Origin of the sequence: Povalibacter uvarum, from assembly GCF_014202975.1 — a bacterium.
GTDB classification, from domain to species: Bacteria; Pseudomonadota; Gammaproteobacteria; order Steroidobacterales; family Steroidobacteraceae; genus Steroidobacter; species Steroidobacter uvarum.
This window is the reverse complement of sequence record NZ_JACHHZ010000006.1, coordinates 216,119-231,230: the sequence shown is the minus strand read 5'-3', so window position 1 is coordinate 231,230 and position 15,112 is coordinate 216,119. Positions and strand designations below refer to the sequence as shown.

10 protein-coding genes are annotated in these 15,112 nt (G+C 62.2%); 3 read left to right on the top strand and 7 right to left on the bottom strand.

Features of this window, described 5'->3' with window-relative positions; genetic code table 11:
• Positions 1–64: 64 nt before the first annotated feature.
• Complete coding sequence (locus HNQ60_RS23340) at positions 65–622, top strand: DUF3237 domain-containing protein (RefSeq protein WP_221304411.1); 558 nt, start codon at positions 65–67, stop codon at positions 620–622.
• Positions 623–632: 10 nt separating this feature from the next.
• On the opposite strand, the gene HNQ60_RS23335 is transcribed toward HNQ60_RS23340, so the two are convergent.
• The 6 genes from HNQ60_RS23335 to HNQ60_RS23310 all read right to left on the bottom strand — a co-directional run bounded on the left by HNQ60_RS23335 (position 633) and on the right by HNQ60_RS23310 (position 9,575).
• Positions 633–1,634: a LacI family DNA-binding transcriptional regulator gene (locus HNQ60_RS23335; protein ID WP_184335190.1), complete on the bottom strand. Its 1,002-nt coding sequence runs from the start codon at positions 1,632–1,634 to the stop codon at positions 633–635.
• A gap of 20 nt (positions 1,635–1,654) precedes the next feature.
• Positions 1,655–3,163: a tryptophan halogenase family protein gene (locus HNQ60_RS23330; RefSeq protein WP_184335189.1), complete on the bottom strand. Its 1,509-nt coding sequence runs from the start codon at positions 3,161–3,163 to the stop codon at positions 1,655–1,657.
• Positions 3,164–3,173: 10 nt separating this feature from the next.
• Positions 3,174–4,178, bottom strand: coding sequence for a cupin-like domain-containing protein (locus HNQ60_RS23325; RefSeq protein WP_184335188.1), 1,005 nt, complete (start codon positions 4,176–4,178; stop codon positions 3,174–3,176).
• Positions 4,171–4,884 carry a SapC family protein gene (locus tag HNQ60_RS23320; RefSeq protein ID WP_184335187.1) on the bottom strand — a complete coding sequence of 238 codons (714 nt, stop codon included), beginning with the start codon at positions 4,882–4,884 and terminating at the stop codon, positions 4,171–4,173. The genes HNQ60_RS23325 and HNQ60_RS23320 overlap by 8 nt, the downstream gene beginning before the upstream one ends.
• 15 nt (positions 4,885–4,899) lie before the next feature.
• On the bottom strand, positions 4,900–6,453 hold the full coding sequence (locus HNQ60_RS23315) for a tryptophan halogenase family protein (RefSeq protein ID WP_184335186.1): 1,554 nt from the start codon (positions 6,451–6,453) through the stop codon (positions 4,900–4,902).
• Positions 6,454–6,599: 146 nt separating this feature from the next.
• Positions 6,600–9,575, bottom strand: a complete 2,976-nt coding sequence (locus tag HNQ60_RS23310; protein ID WP_281382821.1) for a TonB-dependent receptor — start codon at positions 9,573–9,575, stop codon at positions 6,600–6,602.
• Between the two features lie 327 nt (positions 9,576–9,902).
• On the opposite strand from HNQ60_RS23310, the gene HNQ60_RS23305 reads away from it, so the two are divergent.
• Both HNQ60_RS23305 and HNQ60_RS23300 read left to right on the top strand, forming a co-directional pair.
• Positions 9,903–12,902 carry a glycosyl hydrolase family 28-related protein gene (locus tag HNQ60_RS23305; protein ID WP_221304409.1) on the top strand — a complete coding sequence of 1,000 codons (3,000 nt, stop codon included), beginning with the start codon at positions 9,903–9,905 and terminating at the stop codon, positions 12,900–12,902.
• Positions 12,902–14,248 (top strand): glycosyl hydrolase family 17 protein, encoded by a 1,347-nt coding sequence (locus HNQ60_RS23300; RefSeq protein WP_184335185.1) that lies wholly within the window; start codon positions 12,902–12,904, stop codon positions 14,246–14,248. Before HNQ60_RS23305 ends, HNQ60_RS23300 begins: the two co-directional genes overlap by 1 nt.
• Positions 14,249–14,254: 6 nt before the next feature.
• Here the strand turns inward: HNQ60_RS23300 and HNQ60_RS23295 are convergent, their stop codons facing one another.
• Positions 14,255–15,076, bottom strand: a complete 822-nt coding sequence (locus tag HNQ60_RS23295) for a polysaccharide deacetylase family protein (RefSeq protein WP_184335184.1) — start codon at positions 15,074–15,076, stop codon at positions 14,255–14,257.
• Positions 15,077–15,112: the final 36 nt, after the last annotated feature.

Sequence of the window (15,112 nt, the reverse complement as noted above, 5' to 3'; positions counted from 1 at the left end):
GGGAATGACGACACAGGCCGGGCCCATCACCGGCCGATTTTGAGGGCTTTTCAGGAGTCACGCGATGCCTTCCCGTCGACATGTTCTGGAACACGTTGTGGGCTCGATGGCGGGTGTTTCGCTCGCCGGGTTGGGCACAGCGAGCGCCGCTGAAAGTCCCGCCAGCGAGGTTCGTAGCCGCTTTGCTTTCGAGGCCCGCGTTTCGGTCAGCACCCCGCAGGTTGTCGGCCCCAGTTCGCATGGGTTGCGACGCATTGTCCCGATCACCGGCGGCACGTTCGCTGGGCCGCGAATCGAAGGAACAGTGGTACCGGGTGGTGCGGACTGGCAGTTCGTGCGCCCCGACGGTGTTCTCGCCATCGAAGCCAAGTACACCCTTCAAGCAAAGGACGGCGCGCTGATCATGGTGACCAACCGCGGGATGCGGCACGGTCCGCCTGACGTCATCGCGAAGCTCGCTCGTGGGGAATCGGTCGATCCGCAGTCCTACTACTTTCGCACGACTGCGGAGTTCGAAGCGCCGCTCGAGAGCGAACACGCCTGGCTGAATCGGGCGATCTTCATCGGCGTTGCGGAGCGCAAGGCCGACGTTGCCATCATTCGCTTCTACGAGCTGCTGTAGCGCTGGACCTTCAGGCCGGGCGACTCACGGAGTCGCGGGCGATGTAACGAGGCTCGAAGGCCTGTTGCACTTCCAGACTGCTCTGCTGGTAGACATTGCGCAGGACCCATCGCGCCGCCATGTGACTCATGTCCGCAATCGGGTAGTGGACCGTCGAGAGCTTCGGGTAGACGTAGCGCGCGATCGGCGAATCGTCGAAGCCGACGATGGATAGTTCCTCCGGCAGTCTCAATCCACGATCGTGCGCGGCAGCCATGGCACCTGCCGCCATGTCGTCGTTCGCGCAGATCACTGCGCTGAACTTCACGCCTTGATTGAACAGGTCGTTCAGAGCGTCGCTGCCGCCCGTCTCGTGATAGTCGCCTTCATGCAGCAGCCGGTCATCGAAAGTCACGCCGGCTTCCGTCAATGCGCGTTTGTGCCCAAGCAGACGCTGCTGCGCATCGACGAAGTCGAGCGGGCCCGAGATGTACGCGATGTTGCGATGGCCGAGCTGGAGCAGCGACTGAGCGGCCAGGTAACCGCCCAGCTCGTTGTTCAGGCTGAAGCAGCGATCGGCGAGGCCGCGGACCTTCCGGTTGAGCACGACGAGCGGCGCGGATTTCTTGTTGTGCTCGACGATGAATTTATCGGGCAGCGCTTCGATGTGGGCAATGAGCGCATCGCAGTTGCGGCCCACGAGGAACTTGATCGCCTCGGCTTCCAGCTCTTCCTTGCTGTGACTCGCCGCCACCAGCACGAACTTGCCGTTGGCGCGCAGTGTTTCCTCGATCGCGCTCAGCATCGCGCCGAAGAACGGACCGTGCAGTTCGGAGACGAGTACGCCCACTGTGTTGGAGCTGCGGGTCGCGAGCGATTGAGCGATCGAATTCGGCCGATAGCCGAGCTGCTTCATCGCGGCCAGCACCTTCTGCCGCGTCTTGTCGCTGACCTTCGCGCCTGGATTGATGACGCGCGAGACCGTCGCCAGCGACACGCCGGCGAGCTCCGCGACTTCGTAGATATTGGCCATCCGTCCCGCTCGCTTCTTTGTTATTTCGCCATGGCGGCGTTCATGTCCGGCGCCTTGCAGTATTGCTCGACGTAAGCCTGATGAGAAGGGAGCTGCGCCACCGTCTTGGCGATCCTGGCCTTGATCGTGCCGAGGAAGTTCGCCAGTTCGGCGTCGCCCATGAGATCGGCGACCTGGTGATGCTGTTCCGGCATCAATCCCTGGCCCAGCATGACCTGGACCCAGGAATTCTCGGCGAACAGCTCGTTCGGCACCCGGAAGACGCGGCCCGTTTCCCGGAACAGGTCGATGCGATGCTGCAGGCTCGCGGGGATCTTCATCTCGCGGCACGCGCGCCAGTACGGGCTGTCCTGCCGCTGGGTGACATGGTAGTGCAGGATGATGAAGTCGCGGATGTGCTGGATTTCCCAGTTGCTGCGCTCGTTGTACTCGTCGATGTCCGACTGCTGGATGCCTTCGCTCGGGAAGCTCTGCATCAGGCGGCTCACGGCGCGCGAGATCAGATGAATGCTCGTCGATTCGATCGGCTCGAGGAATCCGCTCGCGAGACCCATGGCGATACAGTTCTTGCTCCAGACCTGTTGCCGCTGGCAGGGCTTGAAGCGGATGACGCGCGGTTCCGTCAGGATCTTGCCTTGGATGTTGCCCAGCAGCGTCTGTTTTGCCTGTTCATCGTCGATGTAGCGGCTGCTGTAGACGATGCCGTTGCCGACGCGACTCTGCAGCGGAATGCGCCACTGCCAACCGGACTCATGCGCGATCGATCGCGTGTATGGCACAGGCTCGCCGACAGACTCCGTCTGCAAGGCGAGGGCGCTGTCGTTGAACAGCCAGTGCGACCAGTCGTCGTAGCCGATCTTGAGCGCTTGTCCGATCAGCAGGCCGCGGAAGCCGGTGCAATCGATGAACAGATCGCCTTCGATGTCGTTGCCGGAGTCGAGCCGGAGCGATTCGATATAGCCGCTCTCTGCGTTCGTCTTCACCTCGACGATCTTCCCTTCGATGCGCTTGACGCCGTAGCCCTCGCTGAAGCGTCGCAGGAATTTGGCGTAGAGACCGGCGTCGAGATGGAACGCGTAGTTCATCCCGTCGCGCGGCAAGTGCGCGAAGCGATTGGCGAGGCTGGCCACGAGCTCAAGACAGTAGTCGCCGTAGTCGCTGGCGAGATTGCGTTCGCGGCCCTTGAGCCAGAAATGCTGAAAGCCAGCCGTCCAGTGATCGGTGCCCGTGATGCCGAACGAATGGATGTAGTTCAGGCCGCGGTCGCGCCAGTTGTCGAAGCCGATGCCGAGCTTGAACGTCGCCTGCGTGGCTGCCATGAACTCCTGCTCGTTGATGTCGAGCAGGCGATGGAAGGCAACGAGCGTGGGAATCGTCGCTTCGCCGACACCGACGGTGCCGATCTCATCCGATTCGATGAGCTTGATGTCGAGGATCTTTCCCATGATCTTCGAAATGCACGCTGCGACCATCCAGCCCGCGGTGCCGCCGCCGGCGATGACGATTCTGCGAATACGCTTCTGATTCACTGCAATCCCCTCAACGATTCAGTCTCTGCAGCAGGCGCACGCGAAGCTCCCGCATCATGTCTTCCGTCATCGGCGCCAGCGAGCGTCGCGCGCCCTCGGGAATGTGCGCAGCGGTGGCGTCGTTCACGTCGAAAACGTAGTGATCGAACATCTTCTTCAGCGCATCGCGCTGCGCGGGCGGCAGGTCGCGCACCGTCATCATCGCGAGCGTCAGTGCGTGCATCGGTGTGTCCATCCATGCAGGCGATTGCCGCCACCAGTAATTCACCAGCACGTTGAACGTATCCAGCGATTCGACGTGATGCCACCACAAGCTGGGAATGAAGATCGCATCACCCGGGCCGAGCTCGGCGATCTGCGCATGTTCCAGCGCGGTCGCGAAGCGTGGGAACCGGTCCAGGTCGGGCTCGTGGAAGTCGACGAGACTGACGGCCTGGCCCGCGGGCGTGAAGTCGACCGGGCCGACATAGAGATTGTCGATCTGCTCGGGCGGAAAGACAGTAAAGCGCCGATGCCCGGCGGCGACGCAGGCGATGTTGTCGGGCAGGTCATGATGCGCCGCGATGCGCGTCTGGTTGCCGATCCACACGCTGGCCAGTGCGCGACGATCGCCGAGATCGAGATCGTTCTCGGCGCGGAAGCCCGGCAGGCACGTATCGACGGTAGTCGAGCCGACGTAGATCGCAGGCGGGTTCGCGGCGGCTTCGTGTCTCGCGATTTCATTGACGACGGTGTCGAGCTTGATCTTCACCGCGCGGAAATTGAAGTTGCTGAGGTCGTCGTTGTAGAAGAACCGGCCATTGATGTCCGGCATGCCGAGGAACGCGCCCACGGTGGCATCACGATAGAACTTGAGGACGTAGGCTCGCGCCGCGGCGCTCGATTCGAGAGCCGCCTGCACCATTGGCCAGCTCGAGATCAGTCCGCGCAGCACCAACGGCTGAGTCGAGCTCAGCACATCGTCCGGCAGCGAGCGCGGATCGAGTCCCGCGATTTCCTTCATCCGCTCAGGCATGACCTGTCTTCAGCAGCTTCTGCTGCCGCTCGATCAGCGCGCGGAAGTTCGACAGCGAAGCGATCACCATGAAGATCGCCTGCAGGTAGCCGGTCTTGTGGAGTCGCTCCAGCGCCGCGCCGTCGAGGTTGCGCAGCCGGTCTTCGTGAACAGTGTAGAAGCCCGAGAGACGATTCTGCGAACCGTCGGCGAGCTGGATGTCGAACACGAACGACTCCAGCAGGTTGTGCTCGATCAGCGCATCGACGAAAGGCGCCGTAGCCGCGATTCCCTGGTGGAGCGTCATGAGCGTGGAATTGATGCGTTCGAGATAGTCGGTGGTGCCGCCGTGTTCGCGGAAGACGGCTTCGCCCTGCGTGCGGCTGACGCGTGGATGATCGAGGTCGACGTGCACGAGCAGCTCACCATTCGGGCCCGAGCCGATCAGGAACGGCTGGCGCTCGACCATCAGAGGGACGTAGGTCGCGTCCCAGCTGTCGTTCGATAGAAAGAGATTCTGGTTCTGCTTGAATCCAAACAGCGCCAGCGGCTGAAACTTGCCGTCCGGTCCCTTGCTGAACACGATCGGGTAGTGCGCCTGAATGCTGCGGAACTCGGCAGGGAAGGTCAGAGCGAACATGACATCGTCGCCGTACTGCGCGCCGCGCGCAGTGACGATGTGCAGGTCCTTGTGCTCGATGTTGTTCAGTAACACGTTCTTCGGCATGCGGGTCTCCGGCTGCTAGATGCGAGGCAGCCCGTTGCGTTTGATATGGCTGATCAGTTCGCGATTGGTCGGCAGCGCTTTCAGCATCTTGCCGGTGAGCGCCGCGGCTTCGCGGAAGAACTCGTCGGCACGTTCCGGATCGTCGCTGCGCCGCATCGCGGGCGGCGACTGCGGACGGAAGCCCATGCCATAGAGCACGTACTGATAGCTGGCGGACGGAAAGATCTCCTCGATACGAGGCAGATCGTACCGGGACGGCGGCTGGTAGCGCCAAAATTCGGTGAGATCCTGCAGCCGGTCCGGAATCGAGTCGGTGCGGCAGTTGTCCCGCCAGTACGCGGAATCGGTGCGGCGCGTCAGGATGTAATGGAGCTTCAGGAAATCGATGACGCGCTCCCAGCGATAGAGGAAGGCATCATTGAAGCGCCGGGCCACGGTGTCCATCGCGCTGCGTGTGGCGGGCAGCTGGTCGCTGAGCATCGCCGCCGAAAACTCGACGATCGCCAGTGCCGACGCTTCCAGCGGCTCGATGAATCCGCCGGAGAGTCCGATGGCGACGCAGTTGCGATGCCAGAACTTCGTGCGGTAGCCCGGATGGAACGAGAGCTTTCGCGGACTCGGCGCATTCGCGGGACCGCCGGTGCGCTCGACGTAGCTGCGCAGTTCGCGCTCCGCGGCTTCATCGGTCGTGTGAGCGCTCGAATAGACGTGGCCGATGCCGCGGCGTGTCGGCAGGCCGATGTCCCAGATCCAGCCGCTCGTCTGCGCGGTTGAAATCGTCTGGGAGGCGATGGGGCTATCTTCGTGAGGGTAGGGTACCTGCACCACAAGGGCCGTGTCGTTGAAGAGCACGTGCTTCTGCGAGAGGAACGGAATCTCGTAGTGCTTGCCGATCAGCAGTGATTGCAGGCCCGTGCAGTCGATGAATAGATCGCCTTCGATAGGGCCCTGCTCACGGGTCTGGACGGCGGCGATATCGCCGTTGTCGCGCGTCTGAATCGCTACGACGTGATCCAGCACGAGCTTTACCCCCAGCTTTTCCGTGCAGTGCTTGCGCAGGAACATGCCGAACTTGCCGGCATCGAGGTGATACGCGTAGTTCGCGACCGCGGCGTACTCCGGCGTCGACATCTGCTTCGGCGCTTTGCCGTGAACGCATAGATGCGGCTGGAAGCTCACGAGATCGGCGAAGGGAACGTCGCTGTGGCGTTGCAGCCAGCTCGCAACGAGGCTCGTGTCCGTATAGCCCTGGGGCAGAACGAACGGGTGATAGTAGTAATCGCCCTCGGCGCCGGTAGCCCACTGATTGAACCGGGACCCCTGCTTGAACGACGCATCGCATTCGCGGATGAAGTCGCTCTCGGTGACGCCGATTCGCCGCAGCGTGTCGCGCATCGTGGGCCAGGTGCCTTCGCCGACGCCGATCGGGCCGACGTCGGGGGATTCGATCAGCGTAACCCGCAACCCGGATTCCGACTTTGCGCAGTGATCCGCCGCGACGACCCCGGCCGTCAACCAGCCGGCCGAGCCGCCACCCACGATCACCACATGTCGAATCGGATTCGTCAACGCAAAAGGCCTATACGAACGCTCTCGATACTATAAGCAGCGGACGCCGTTCCGGCACCCGCTGAAACGAAAAAGCCGCTGTGGGGGACAGCGGCTTCTCCGGCTGCGCGGTAGGGAGACCGCGCAGCACCTGCAAACACAGTTTTCTACTGTCCGAACTTGTAACGGGCGCCGATCATGTAGCGCGGACCCGTCTGGGTTGCGAAAAGCAGCTGGTTGTCGTTGCGGCCATGCACTCGCTGAGTCTCGTCCGTGAGGTTGATGACTTCCGCCTGGACCGTGAACGCGTCCGTGATGTCGTAGCTCGCGCTGACGTCGATCTGGCCGTAGGCCTCCGTGTAGTTCGGGTTCGGTGTGCCCGTACTGTCGAACGTGGCCGACAGGAACTCATCGCGCCAGTTGTAGGCCGCGCGAATCCCGAAGCCGTAGTTCTCGTAGAAGGCCACGAAGTTGGCGGAGTCGCTCAGACCGACGATCGCAAACTGATCCTGGCGGCTCTGGTCGTCGTAGCTGATGTTCGAATCCACCATCGTGTAGTTGACGGCAAAGCCGAAGCCGCTCTGGCCGAACACGTGCTGGAGGTTCATTTCCCAGCCATCCAGCGTCGCCGACTTCTGGTTGCTCGGCACCTGGATGTCGAACACCGCGATCGGATCGCCGGCGATGCCCAGGATCGTCCCCGTGGCAGCGTTCACGCCCGGATCGCCGTCATGATTGGCGAAGATGTACTGACGGATACAGGTGAGGTCACCCGCACACGCACCGTTCGTGTTGGCTTCGTTGAAGTACCCGCCGTTCGCCGGGTGCGGCAGATCGAAGGGCGTTTCCTGGATCGTCGAAACACCGATGTAGTTGTCGATGTTCTTGCGGAAGTAGCCGACCGACAGGTAGTTCGATTCGCCGTAGTAGTACTCGACCGAGAAGTCGATGTTCTGCGACTCGAGCGGCTTCAGGCCCGGATCACCCTGTCTGCCAGTACCGCCGTTGATGCGAGCGAGAGCGTCCAGGGTCTGTCCGCCCTGGATGTCGCCCCATTGCGGGCGACCGATCGTCTCGCCGTAGCTGGCGCGCAGCTTGAGGTCATCGGTCAGATCGACGCTGAAGTCGAAGCTCGGCAGCAGGTAGTCGTAGCTGCCTTCGAGCGTCGTGAAGTCGGGTGCGCCGAACTGGATCGTGAACTCGTTGTTGCCCGCCCAGGCGATGCCGGTGGGAATCGGCACGAGGGCGCTCGACGTAACGTCGGTTTCCTCGTAGCGCAGTCCGAGAGCCGCATGCATCGGCTTGCCCCATTCCCAGTCCTGGCTGAACTGGACGTAGGCGCTCTTCGACTTCTCTTCGACGCGACGATCCGTGCCGTAGATGCTCGAAGCTTCGTAGCAGGGCACGCGGATCGACTGATTGCCGTTCAGCGGGCACGTGGCCAGCGACTGATCGGGCAACGCGCCGCGCAGCTGCGCGACCTGATTGCGCAGTCTTTCGAAGTCGAACGTGAAGAACTGGTTGAACAGGCGTGGATCGCCGCTGCCGGAGATCTGGTCGAAGTACTTGGACACGGTGTCCGCGCGCCAGATGTCGTCGTCGAAGCTCGCGGCCGTCAGACCGCCGTTGGCGTTGCGGATGCCGGTCCAGGTGTTGTCGGACTGCACGTTAGAGAACGCGGAACGGTTGTTCACTTCCGTGAAGCCGACGCCGAAGTCGAGGCGGGAGCTGTCGGTGAACGCGAAGTCGCCGCTCAACTGGCCCTGCTGCACTTCCGACTTCATGTAGCTGTTGCGGAAGCTCGAGCCCGTGACTTCCATGAAGCTCGGGTCGATCTGCGTGCGGCCGTTGGCCAGCTGCATGCCGAGGATCGGGAAGTCGTTCGAGAAGATGCCGGTCGTATCGCCGCGGCTCAGGTCCGAGACGCCGAAGGCGACGTTCGAGCCGTACGGGCTGTCCGGGCCGGATTCCGCGGTCGAATCATGGAAGTCGAGCTGCAGGCCGAAGCGGTCGCTGACTTCCCATTCGAGGTTGAAGCCGACGGAGTTGTTCTCGTTCTTCGTGGCGAACTGCGCGCCGCCCATGCCGACGTCGCTGTTTCCGCCCGGGAGAAGCTCGGTGTAGACGTCAGGCGCTGCAACAGGACCATCGGTCCAGCTGCTGCTCGACGCGCCGAAATTGAACCACGCCGACAGTTCGTTGCGCTGTGTCGCGATCTTGTTTTCGGAGTAGGTGTAGTCGAGTGTCGCGGTGACGTTGTCGACCGGTGCCCACTGCAGTGCCAGCTGGCCGTTCGTGCGCTTGCGCTGCACGGAGTTGAAGCTGTAACCCAGGCTCTGCGGCACGGAGTAGGTGTCGCTTGCGTCGGGACGGTTCGTGATGCGCTCGGAGCCGGGCTGACCGGGCAGCGGGATCGTGCCCCAGTTCACCTCGTCGCCGCCGAATGCGCGCCAGCCACCCGTCGTGGCCTGGTTGTAGCCGAGGTCACGTTCCTGGTAGCTGCCGCTGATCGCGATGCCGAACTTGTCGTCGCCGAAAGTGTTGCTGTAGATGCCTGAAATTTCAGGCGTGATGCTGTCGCCTTCGAGATTGCTCGGCAGGTTGCCGGCGGATGTGTCGATCACGCCTTTGACGCCGAAGCTCGAGTGCAATCCAGGCGCATCCAGCGGGCGGGCGGTCTTCACGTTGATGGTCGCGCCGATGCCGCCCGTCGGAGTGGAGGAGCGGCTGGTCTTGTAGACCTCGATCGCCGAAATCGCTTCGGAAGCGAGGTTGGCGAAGTCGAAGGCGCGGGAGTTCGATGCGGTGGTGGCTTCGATCGACGATGCCGGCATCTGGCGGCCGTTCAACAGCACCAGGTTGAAGTCGGGGCCGACACCGCGAACCGTGACGCGTGAACCTTCGCCGATCGCCGTGCGGTCGATCGACACGCCGGTAATACGCTGCAGCGATTCGGCGAGGTTGGTGTCCGGGAACTTGCCGATGTCTTCGGCGACGATGCCGTCGACCACGCCCTGCGAGTCGCGCTTCAACTCCATGGAGGAAGTGAGACTGCCGCGGATGCCGGTGACAATGACTTCTTCGAGTCCCTGAGTCTCCTGTGACAGGGCCGTCGAGAAGACGACTGTTGTTCCGAGAATCAATGAGATGGCTTGCGCCACCTGTGTAGGTCTGCGTGCGCGATCGTTCACGTCGATGCCCCCCTGAGGCTCGTGATGATTGTTCTGGCGCGGATGTAAGCGCTTACAAATTTACGTTAGCATGGCGCCAGCGCGGATGGCAAGACAATCCGTTGATGACGCAACCATGTTTCATGAACTGGATCGCAGTTGTGGCTTTTCTGTTGCGCCCGCGAGTCACGTTCGTCGTGGCAAGCGCTGTCATCGGCGTGCAGCAGTGAAAGTTGCCTTCGTCATATCCGTATTGCCCGGCTCCACCCATGAATCGTTCGCCGCACTGGAGCGGCTCGCATGACCAGACTCCACGCTGTTCTTATGTCGCTCTGCGGCCTGCTGGCTCTCGATCGTTCGCATGCGGACTCTTATTACACGCAGCGGCCAGACGATCCGAAGGCGATCTATCTCACCCGAGAGGCGTTCGGTGTTCATGGCGATGGTGTCGGTGACGACTCGATTGCGCTGCAGAAGGCGATCGACACGGTCGTGGCAACGACCATTCGCGGCATCGTCTTCGTGCCCGAGGGTCGCTACAAGCTCAGTCGCACGATCCGCATCTGGCCCGGCATCCGGGTGATCGGCTACGGCAAGAAGCGCCCGGTGTTTGCGCTTGCGGATCGCTCGCCGGGATTCCAGCGTGAGCCCGCTTACCTGTTTCATTTCACCGGCAACATTCCGGGTCATCCGGGCAATGCGGGTTTCGTATTCCAGTCTGCGTCGCAACAGGCGAAGTCGATCGACTTCAGCGAGCCGGTACGCGATGCGAATCCGGGCACGTTCTATTCCGCGCTCAGCAACGTCGACATCGTGCTGGGCAAGGGAAATCCCTCGGCCGTCGCGGTTCGCTCGACTTTCGCACAGCACTGTTTCCTGGCGCATATGCGGATCGACATCGGCGCGGGCCTCGCGGGCGTACACGATGGCGGCAATGTGGTGGAAGACGTCGCTTTCGTCGGCGGGCGCTACGCAATCATGACGAAGACGCCATCTCCGGGATGGCAATACACCGTCATCGATACGCAATTCGAAGGGCAGCGCACCGCGGCCATCGCATCTGAAGCCGCTGGGTTGACGCTGATCCGCCCGCTGTTCCGGAATGTGCCGACCGCCGTTTCGATGGGAGCCGAGAAAGGCGAACAGCTCTGGATCAAGGACGGGCGACTCGAAAACATTACGGGGCCCGCGCTTGTCATAGGCAACGAATACAACAGCCGTAATCAGATCAACATAGAGAATGTCGTCGCGCGCGATGCGCCGACGTTTGCGACCTACCGGTCCAGCGGCAAGAAGATTCGCGCTCCAGGTCGTACGTACAAGGTCGCAAGCTTCTCTCACGGCCTTCACATTGAAGGTTCGGGTGTCGCCAAAGAGCAGTTGGTGCTCGAGACGCGATCGCGGATCGAATCCATCGCAGCCTTGCCGCTGGCCGTCTCGAGCGACATCGCTCCACTGCCACCGCAGAGCAGCTGGGTCGACGTTCGAACGCTGGGAGCGAAGGGTGACGGGATCGCGGACGACACGAATGCGCTTCGTGCGGCGATCGACAAGCATCGCGCACTCTATTTCCCGATGGGCGCCTATCGGATTTCGGAAACGCTGAAACTGAAACCGGACACGGCGCTGATCGGACTGCATGCCGGCGCTGTGCGTATTTTCCTTGCTGACGACACGCCGGCGTTCCAGGGCGTCGGCGAACCGGTGGCGATGATCGAGGCTCCGTCAGGCGGCGCGAACATCATGATCGGCCTCGGCGTGTACACGAATGGCGTCAATCCGCGCGCGGTGGGTGTGAAGTGGATGTCGGGCGAGAAATCGCTGATGAATGACGTGCGGTTCCTCGGCGGCCATGGAACGGCGCAACTGAGCGGTGAGCCCGAGCCGATCTACAACAGCAACAAGACAGCGGATCCCGATCCGCGACGGCGATGGGATTCACAGTATCCGAGTCTCTGGGTCACACAGGGAGGTGGGGGAACGTTCCTCGATATATGGACGCCGACTCCTTACGCGCAGGCGGGGCTGCTCGTTACAGACACAACGACGCCCGGGCGCGTCTATCAGATGTCGAGCGAGCATCACGTTCGTACGGAAGTGAAGCTGGATCGGGTCGCGAACTGGGATCTCTACGCGCTGCAACTGGAGGAAGAGCGTGGCGAAAGCGGTCATGCACTGCCGGTCGAGATTTCCCGCAGCCGCAATATCACGCTGGCGAATCTCTTCATCTATCGGGTGATCAGCTCCACTCAGTCATTCCCTCACGCGGTCAAGGTCAGCGGCTCAAGCGACATCCGCTTCCGTGGCTTTCACTGGTGGACCAACAGCAAGGCGGACTTCAGCAGTGCGGTCGTCGATGCGGCAAACGATCTCGACATCAGGCCGCGTGAGTTTGCGGCAGCGACGTTGAACGATCGTCGTGTGCCGGATCAGATCACTGCATCGATCGTGCTCGAGCAGGGAACTCGCATAGAGAAAGTGGCGGACGGCTTCGTGCGTCTGGCTGGCGGCGCGGCTGACCGGCAAGGGCGCTTCTATGCGGTCGATGCACAGCGTCAGCGCATTTATCGCTGGACCTTGCCGAGCAAACTGCCCGAAGAGATCTCCGATGCGTCACTGGAGCCGGTGAATCTCGCAATCGACAGAGCGGGCAATCTGCTCGTGATCTCTCACGCCGGCTCTGTGTATGCGCTGGCGCCGGATCATCCGGATCGCCCGATCCACGCGCTGCCGATCCAGGTGGCCAAGGATCGCGCGGGGCTGGATGTGATCCTGCCGCAGAACTACTGGACCTTCGACATCGAAGTGTCGAAAGGGGAATCGCCGAAGCGTCCGGCACACTACGTTTCGCCGGACGGGACGACGTTTGTGCCGGCAGGCGAGGACTTCATCAAAGGCCTGCTGAGTTGGGGAACGAAGGACCACGACGTGCTGCGTGCGTATGGAATGACTCGTGCGCGCACCGGCGAGCGCGCTTATTTCACGCAGGAGTGGCACGGCAAGACGTTCTCCGCCCAGGTCGGCGCAGACGGTGAATGGATTGCGCCTCGGTTGTTCGCCGAGCAGGGCGGTGAATCTCTCGCTGTCGATGCCAATGGCAATGTCTACATCGCCGATGGCCACATCTTCGTCTACGACCCGAACGGCAAGCTGATCGAGATCGTCCAGGTTCCCGAACGCCCGCATGGCCTGACGTTTGGCGGGGAGGACGGCCGTACGCTGTTCATCTGCGCAGGCACCTCGCTCTACGCTGCGCGAGTCGCATCGCACATCGGCGATGCAGCCAAGGGGCGTGAGTGATGCGGTCCGTCTTCATCGCTGGTGTCTGCATCCAGGCGCTCATGCTGTCGGCTTGCTCGGGTGGCGGCGGAGGTGGCGGTGACGCTGCGCCGCCCGGAGGCTCGTCGCCGCCTCCGCAGACTCCGCCGCGCATCGTCGAGAAAGTAACTGGGCTCAACTTTGGGCCATATCTCGATGGCCAGAGCCCGAATCAGGGCATCGTGATCAGCGAGAGCCAGTTGACCGCGCGCATGCAGGTGGTCGCGCCGATGACGAACTCCGTGCGTACGTATTCGATGACTCATGGGCTCGAGAACGCCGGGCGAGTTGCGCGCAATCTCGGTGTCGGCATCACCGTCGGCGCGTTTTTCTCCCGTGACGCTGCTCAGAATGAACGCGAGAAGAACGGTCTGATCACCGCGGCGCTGGCCGGCGATACGGGCGATGTCGTGATTGCCGGCTCGGAAGTGCTCGAGCGCGCCGACTTGTCCGAGGATGCGCTCATCTCCCAGATCCGCGATGTGAGGCAAACGCTGCCCGCACGCATTCAACTCGGATATGCCGACACGGCGTATCAGTTGCTGGCGCATCCGGACGTCGTCGATGAGGTGGATGTGGCCTTTGCGAACATCTACCCGTACTTCGATGGCGTGCCCATCGAGCAGTCGATGCGACATTTCGATTTCATCTTCACGCGACTGCAGGCGGCGGTTCATCCAAAGAAGGTTGTCGTGAGCGAGACCGGCTGGCCGACTGCCGGCGCGCAGCGCGGCGGAGCGATTCCATCTGCAACGAACGCGGCAAACTATTTCGACAGCTTCGTTTCGTGGGCGCGGACAAAGCAGGTGGAGTACTTCTACTTCGAAGCTTTCAACGAAGCGTGGAAGACGGATGAGGGATCGCAAGGTCCTCACTGGGGTGTGCTCGACTCGTCGGGCAACATGAAAACCGGCATGAACGCCGGGTTCGACGGAACGAATGCCGCGGATACCTGGAGTCGACAGATCCCCGGCGGGGCGGGGCCGGCGCAATTGCAATTCACCTCGATGCCGGTACTGGGTTCGACAGAAGATCTGCGCGGGCAGGTGACGGGTGTGGATCCCGCGCTGTATCGCGTCGCGATCTACATCCAGGCGGAGGGTCTGTGGTACCCCAAGCCGTCCTACACGTCGCCGACGATTTATCCGGGTATCGACGGTACATGGAGCGCGGACATCACAACCGGTAACGGCGACGAGGCGGCGACGCGAATCGCGGGCTTTGTGCTGCCGGTGGCGTATCGCGTGCCGATCGTGGAGGAGGGGAGTCCTGCGATTCCCGCGGAAGTGGAAGCGACGGCTGTCGCGTCGCGCAAGGTGGAGCGGTGATGCTGCTCAGCGTCCCGTCCGCACGCGAGCCTGCTCCTGCTTCACGTACGTCATGATGTTGAGAAACGTATCCGTCCAGTAGATGTCCTTGTGCTTCGCCAAATACTGAACGAGTTGCGCATGGGCCTCCGCGGAAACCGCGAGGTGATCCCCGCCCACGCCGTGAAAGGTGAAGTTGGCCATCGTGCCCCTCGCCGCAGCTTCCGTGACGATGGCGATGAGTTGTTCGCCGGTCACGTTCGACGGTGTCCCGACCGGAACCGAGTACGGATCGACCGTTCGCATGTCAGGAGTGACTGCGCCGGCACCGGACTTGATCGCGACGAACTCGCTGCGCACCGCGGGAAGATAGAGCTCTCCAGCCGCCTTGAGATCGCCGCACGGAACGGTGTACGTGCGTTCTGTTCGCCCGTCGATCGCGTGCAGCATGGTGTTGGCGAGCCGGATCTGCGCGGCCAGTTGCCCGACACTGATCGTGTCCAGGTCGTTGTCGGCAACGACCCATTCATGCCCCGGGACGGAGCGCGAGCATTGATGGAACAGCGTGTGATTCGCGAGTTCGTGGCCGTTGGCTGCGGCCGCACGCCATTCCGGCAGGCGTTTTGCGATCGTGTCATTGCCCAGGGTCAGGTAGAAGCTGCCTTTCAGCCCGTACCGATCGAGGGTCGGGATTGCATGGTCCAGCTGCGACGGCGCCGCATCGTCATACGCAAGACTTACAGCGGCTTTCGCTCCGCGCGGCCAGGAGAAAGGCTTATCCTCTGCAAGCGCCACGGTCGTGGAGCCGATCAGGCCCAGGGTGGCCAGGATGAGGAGTTGTCGCACCATGAACGTCGTCCTGTAACGCAGATCGGGAATCGGGCT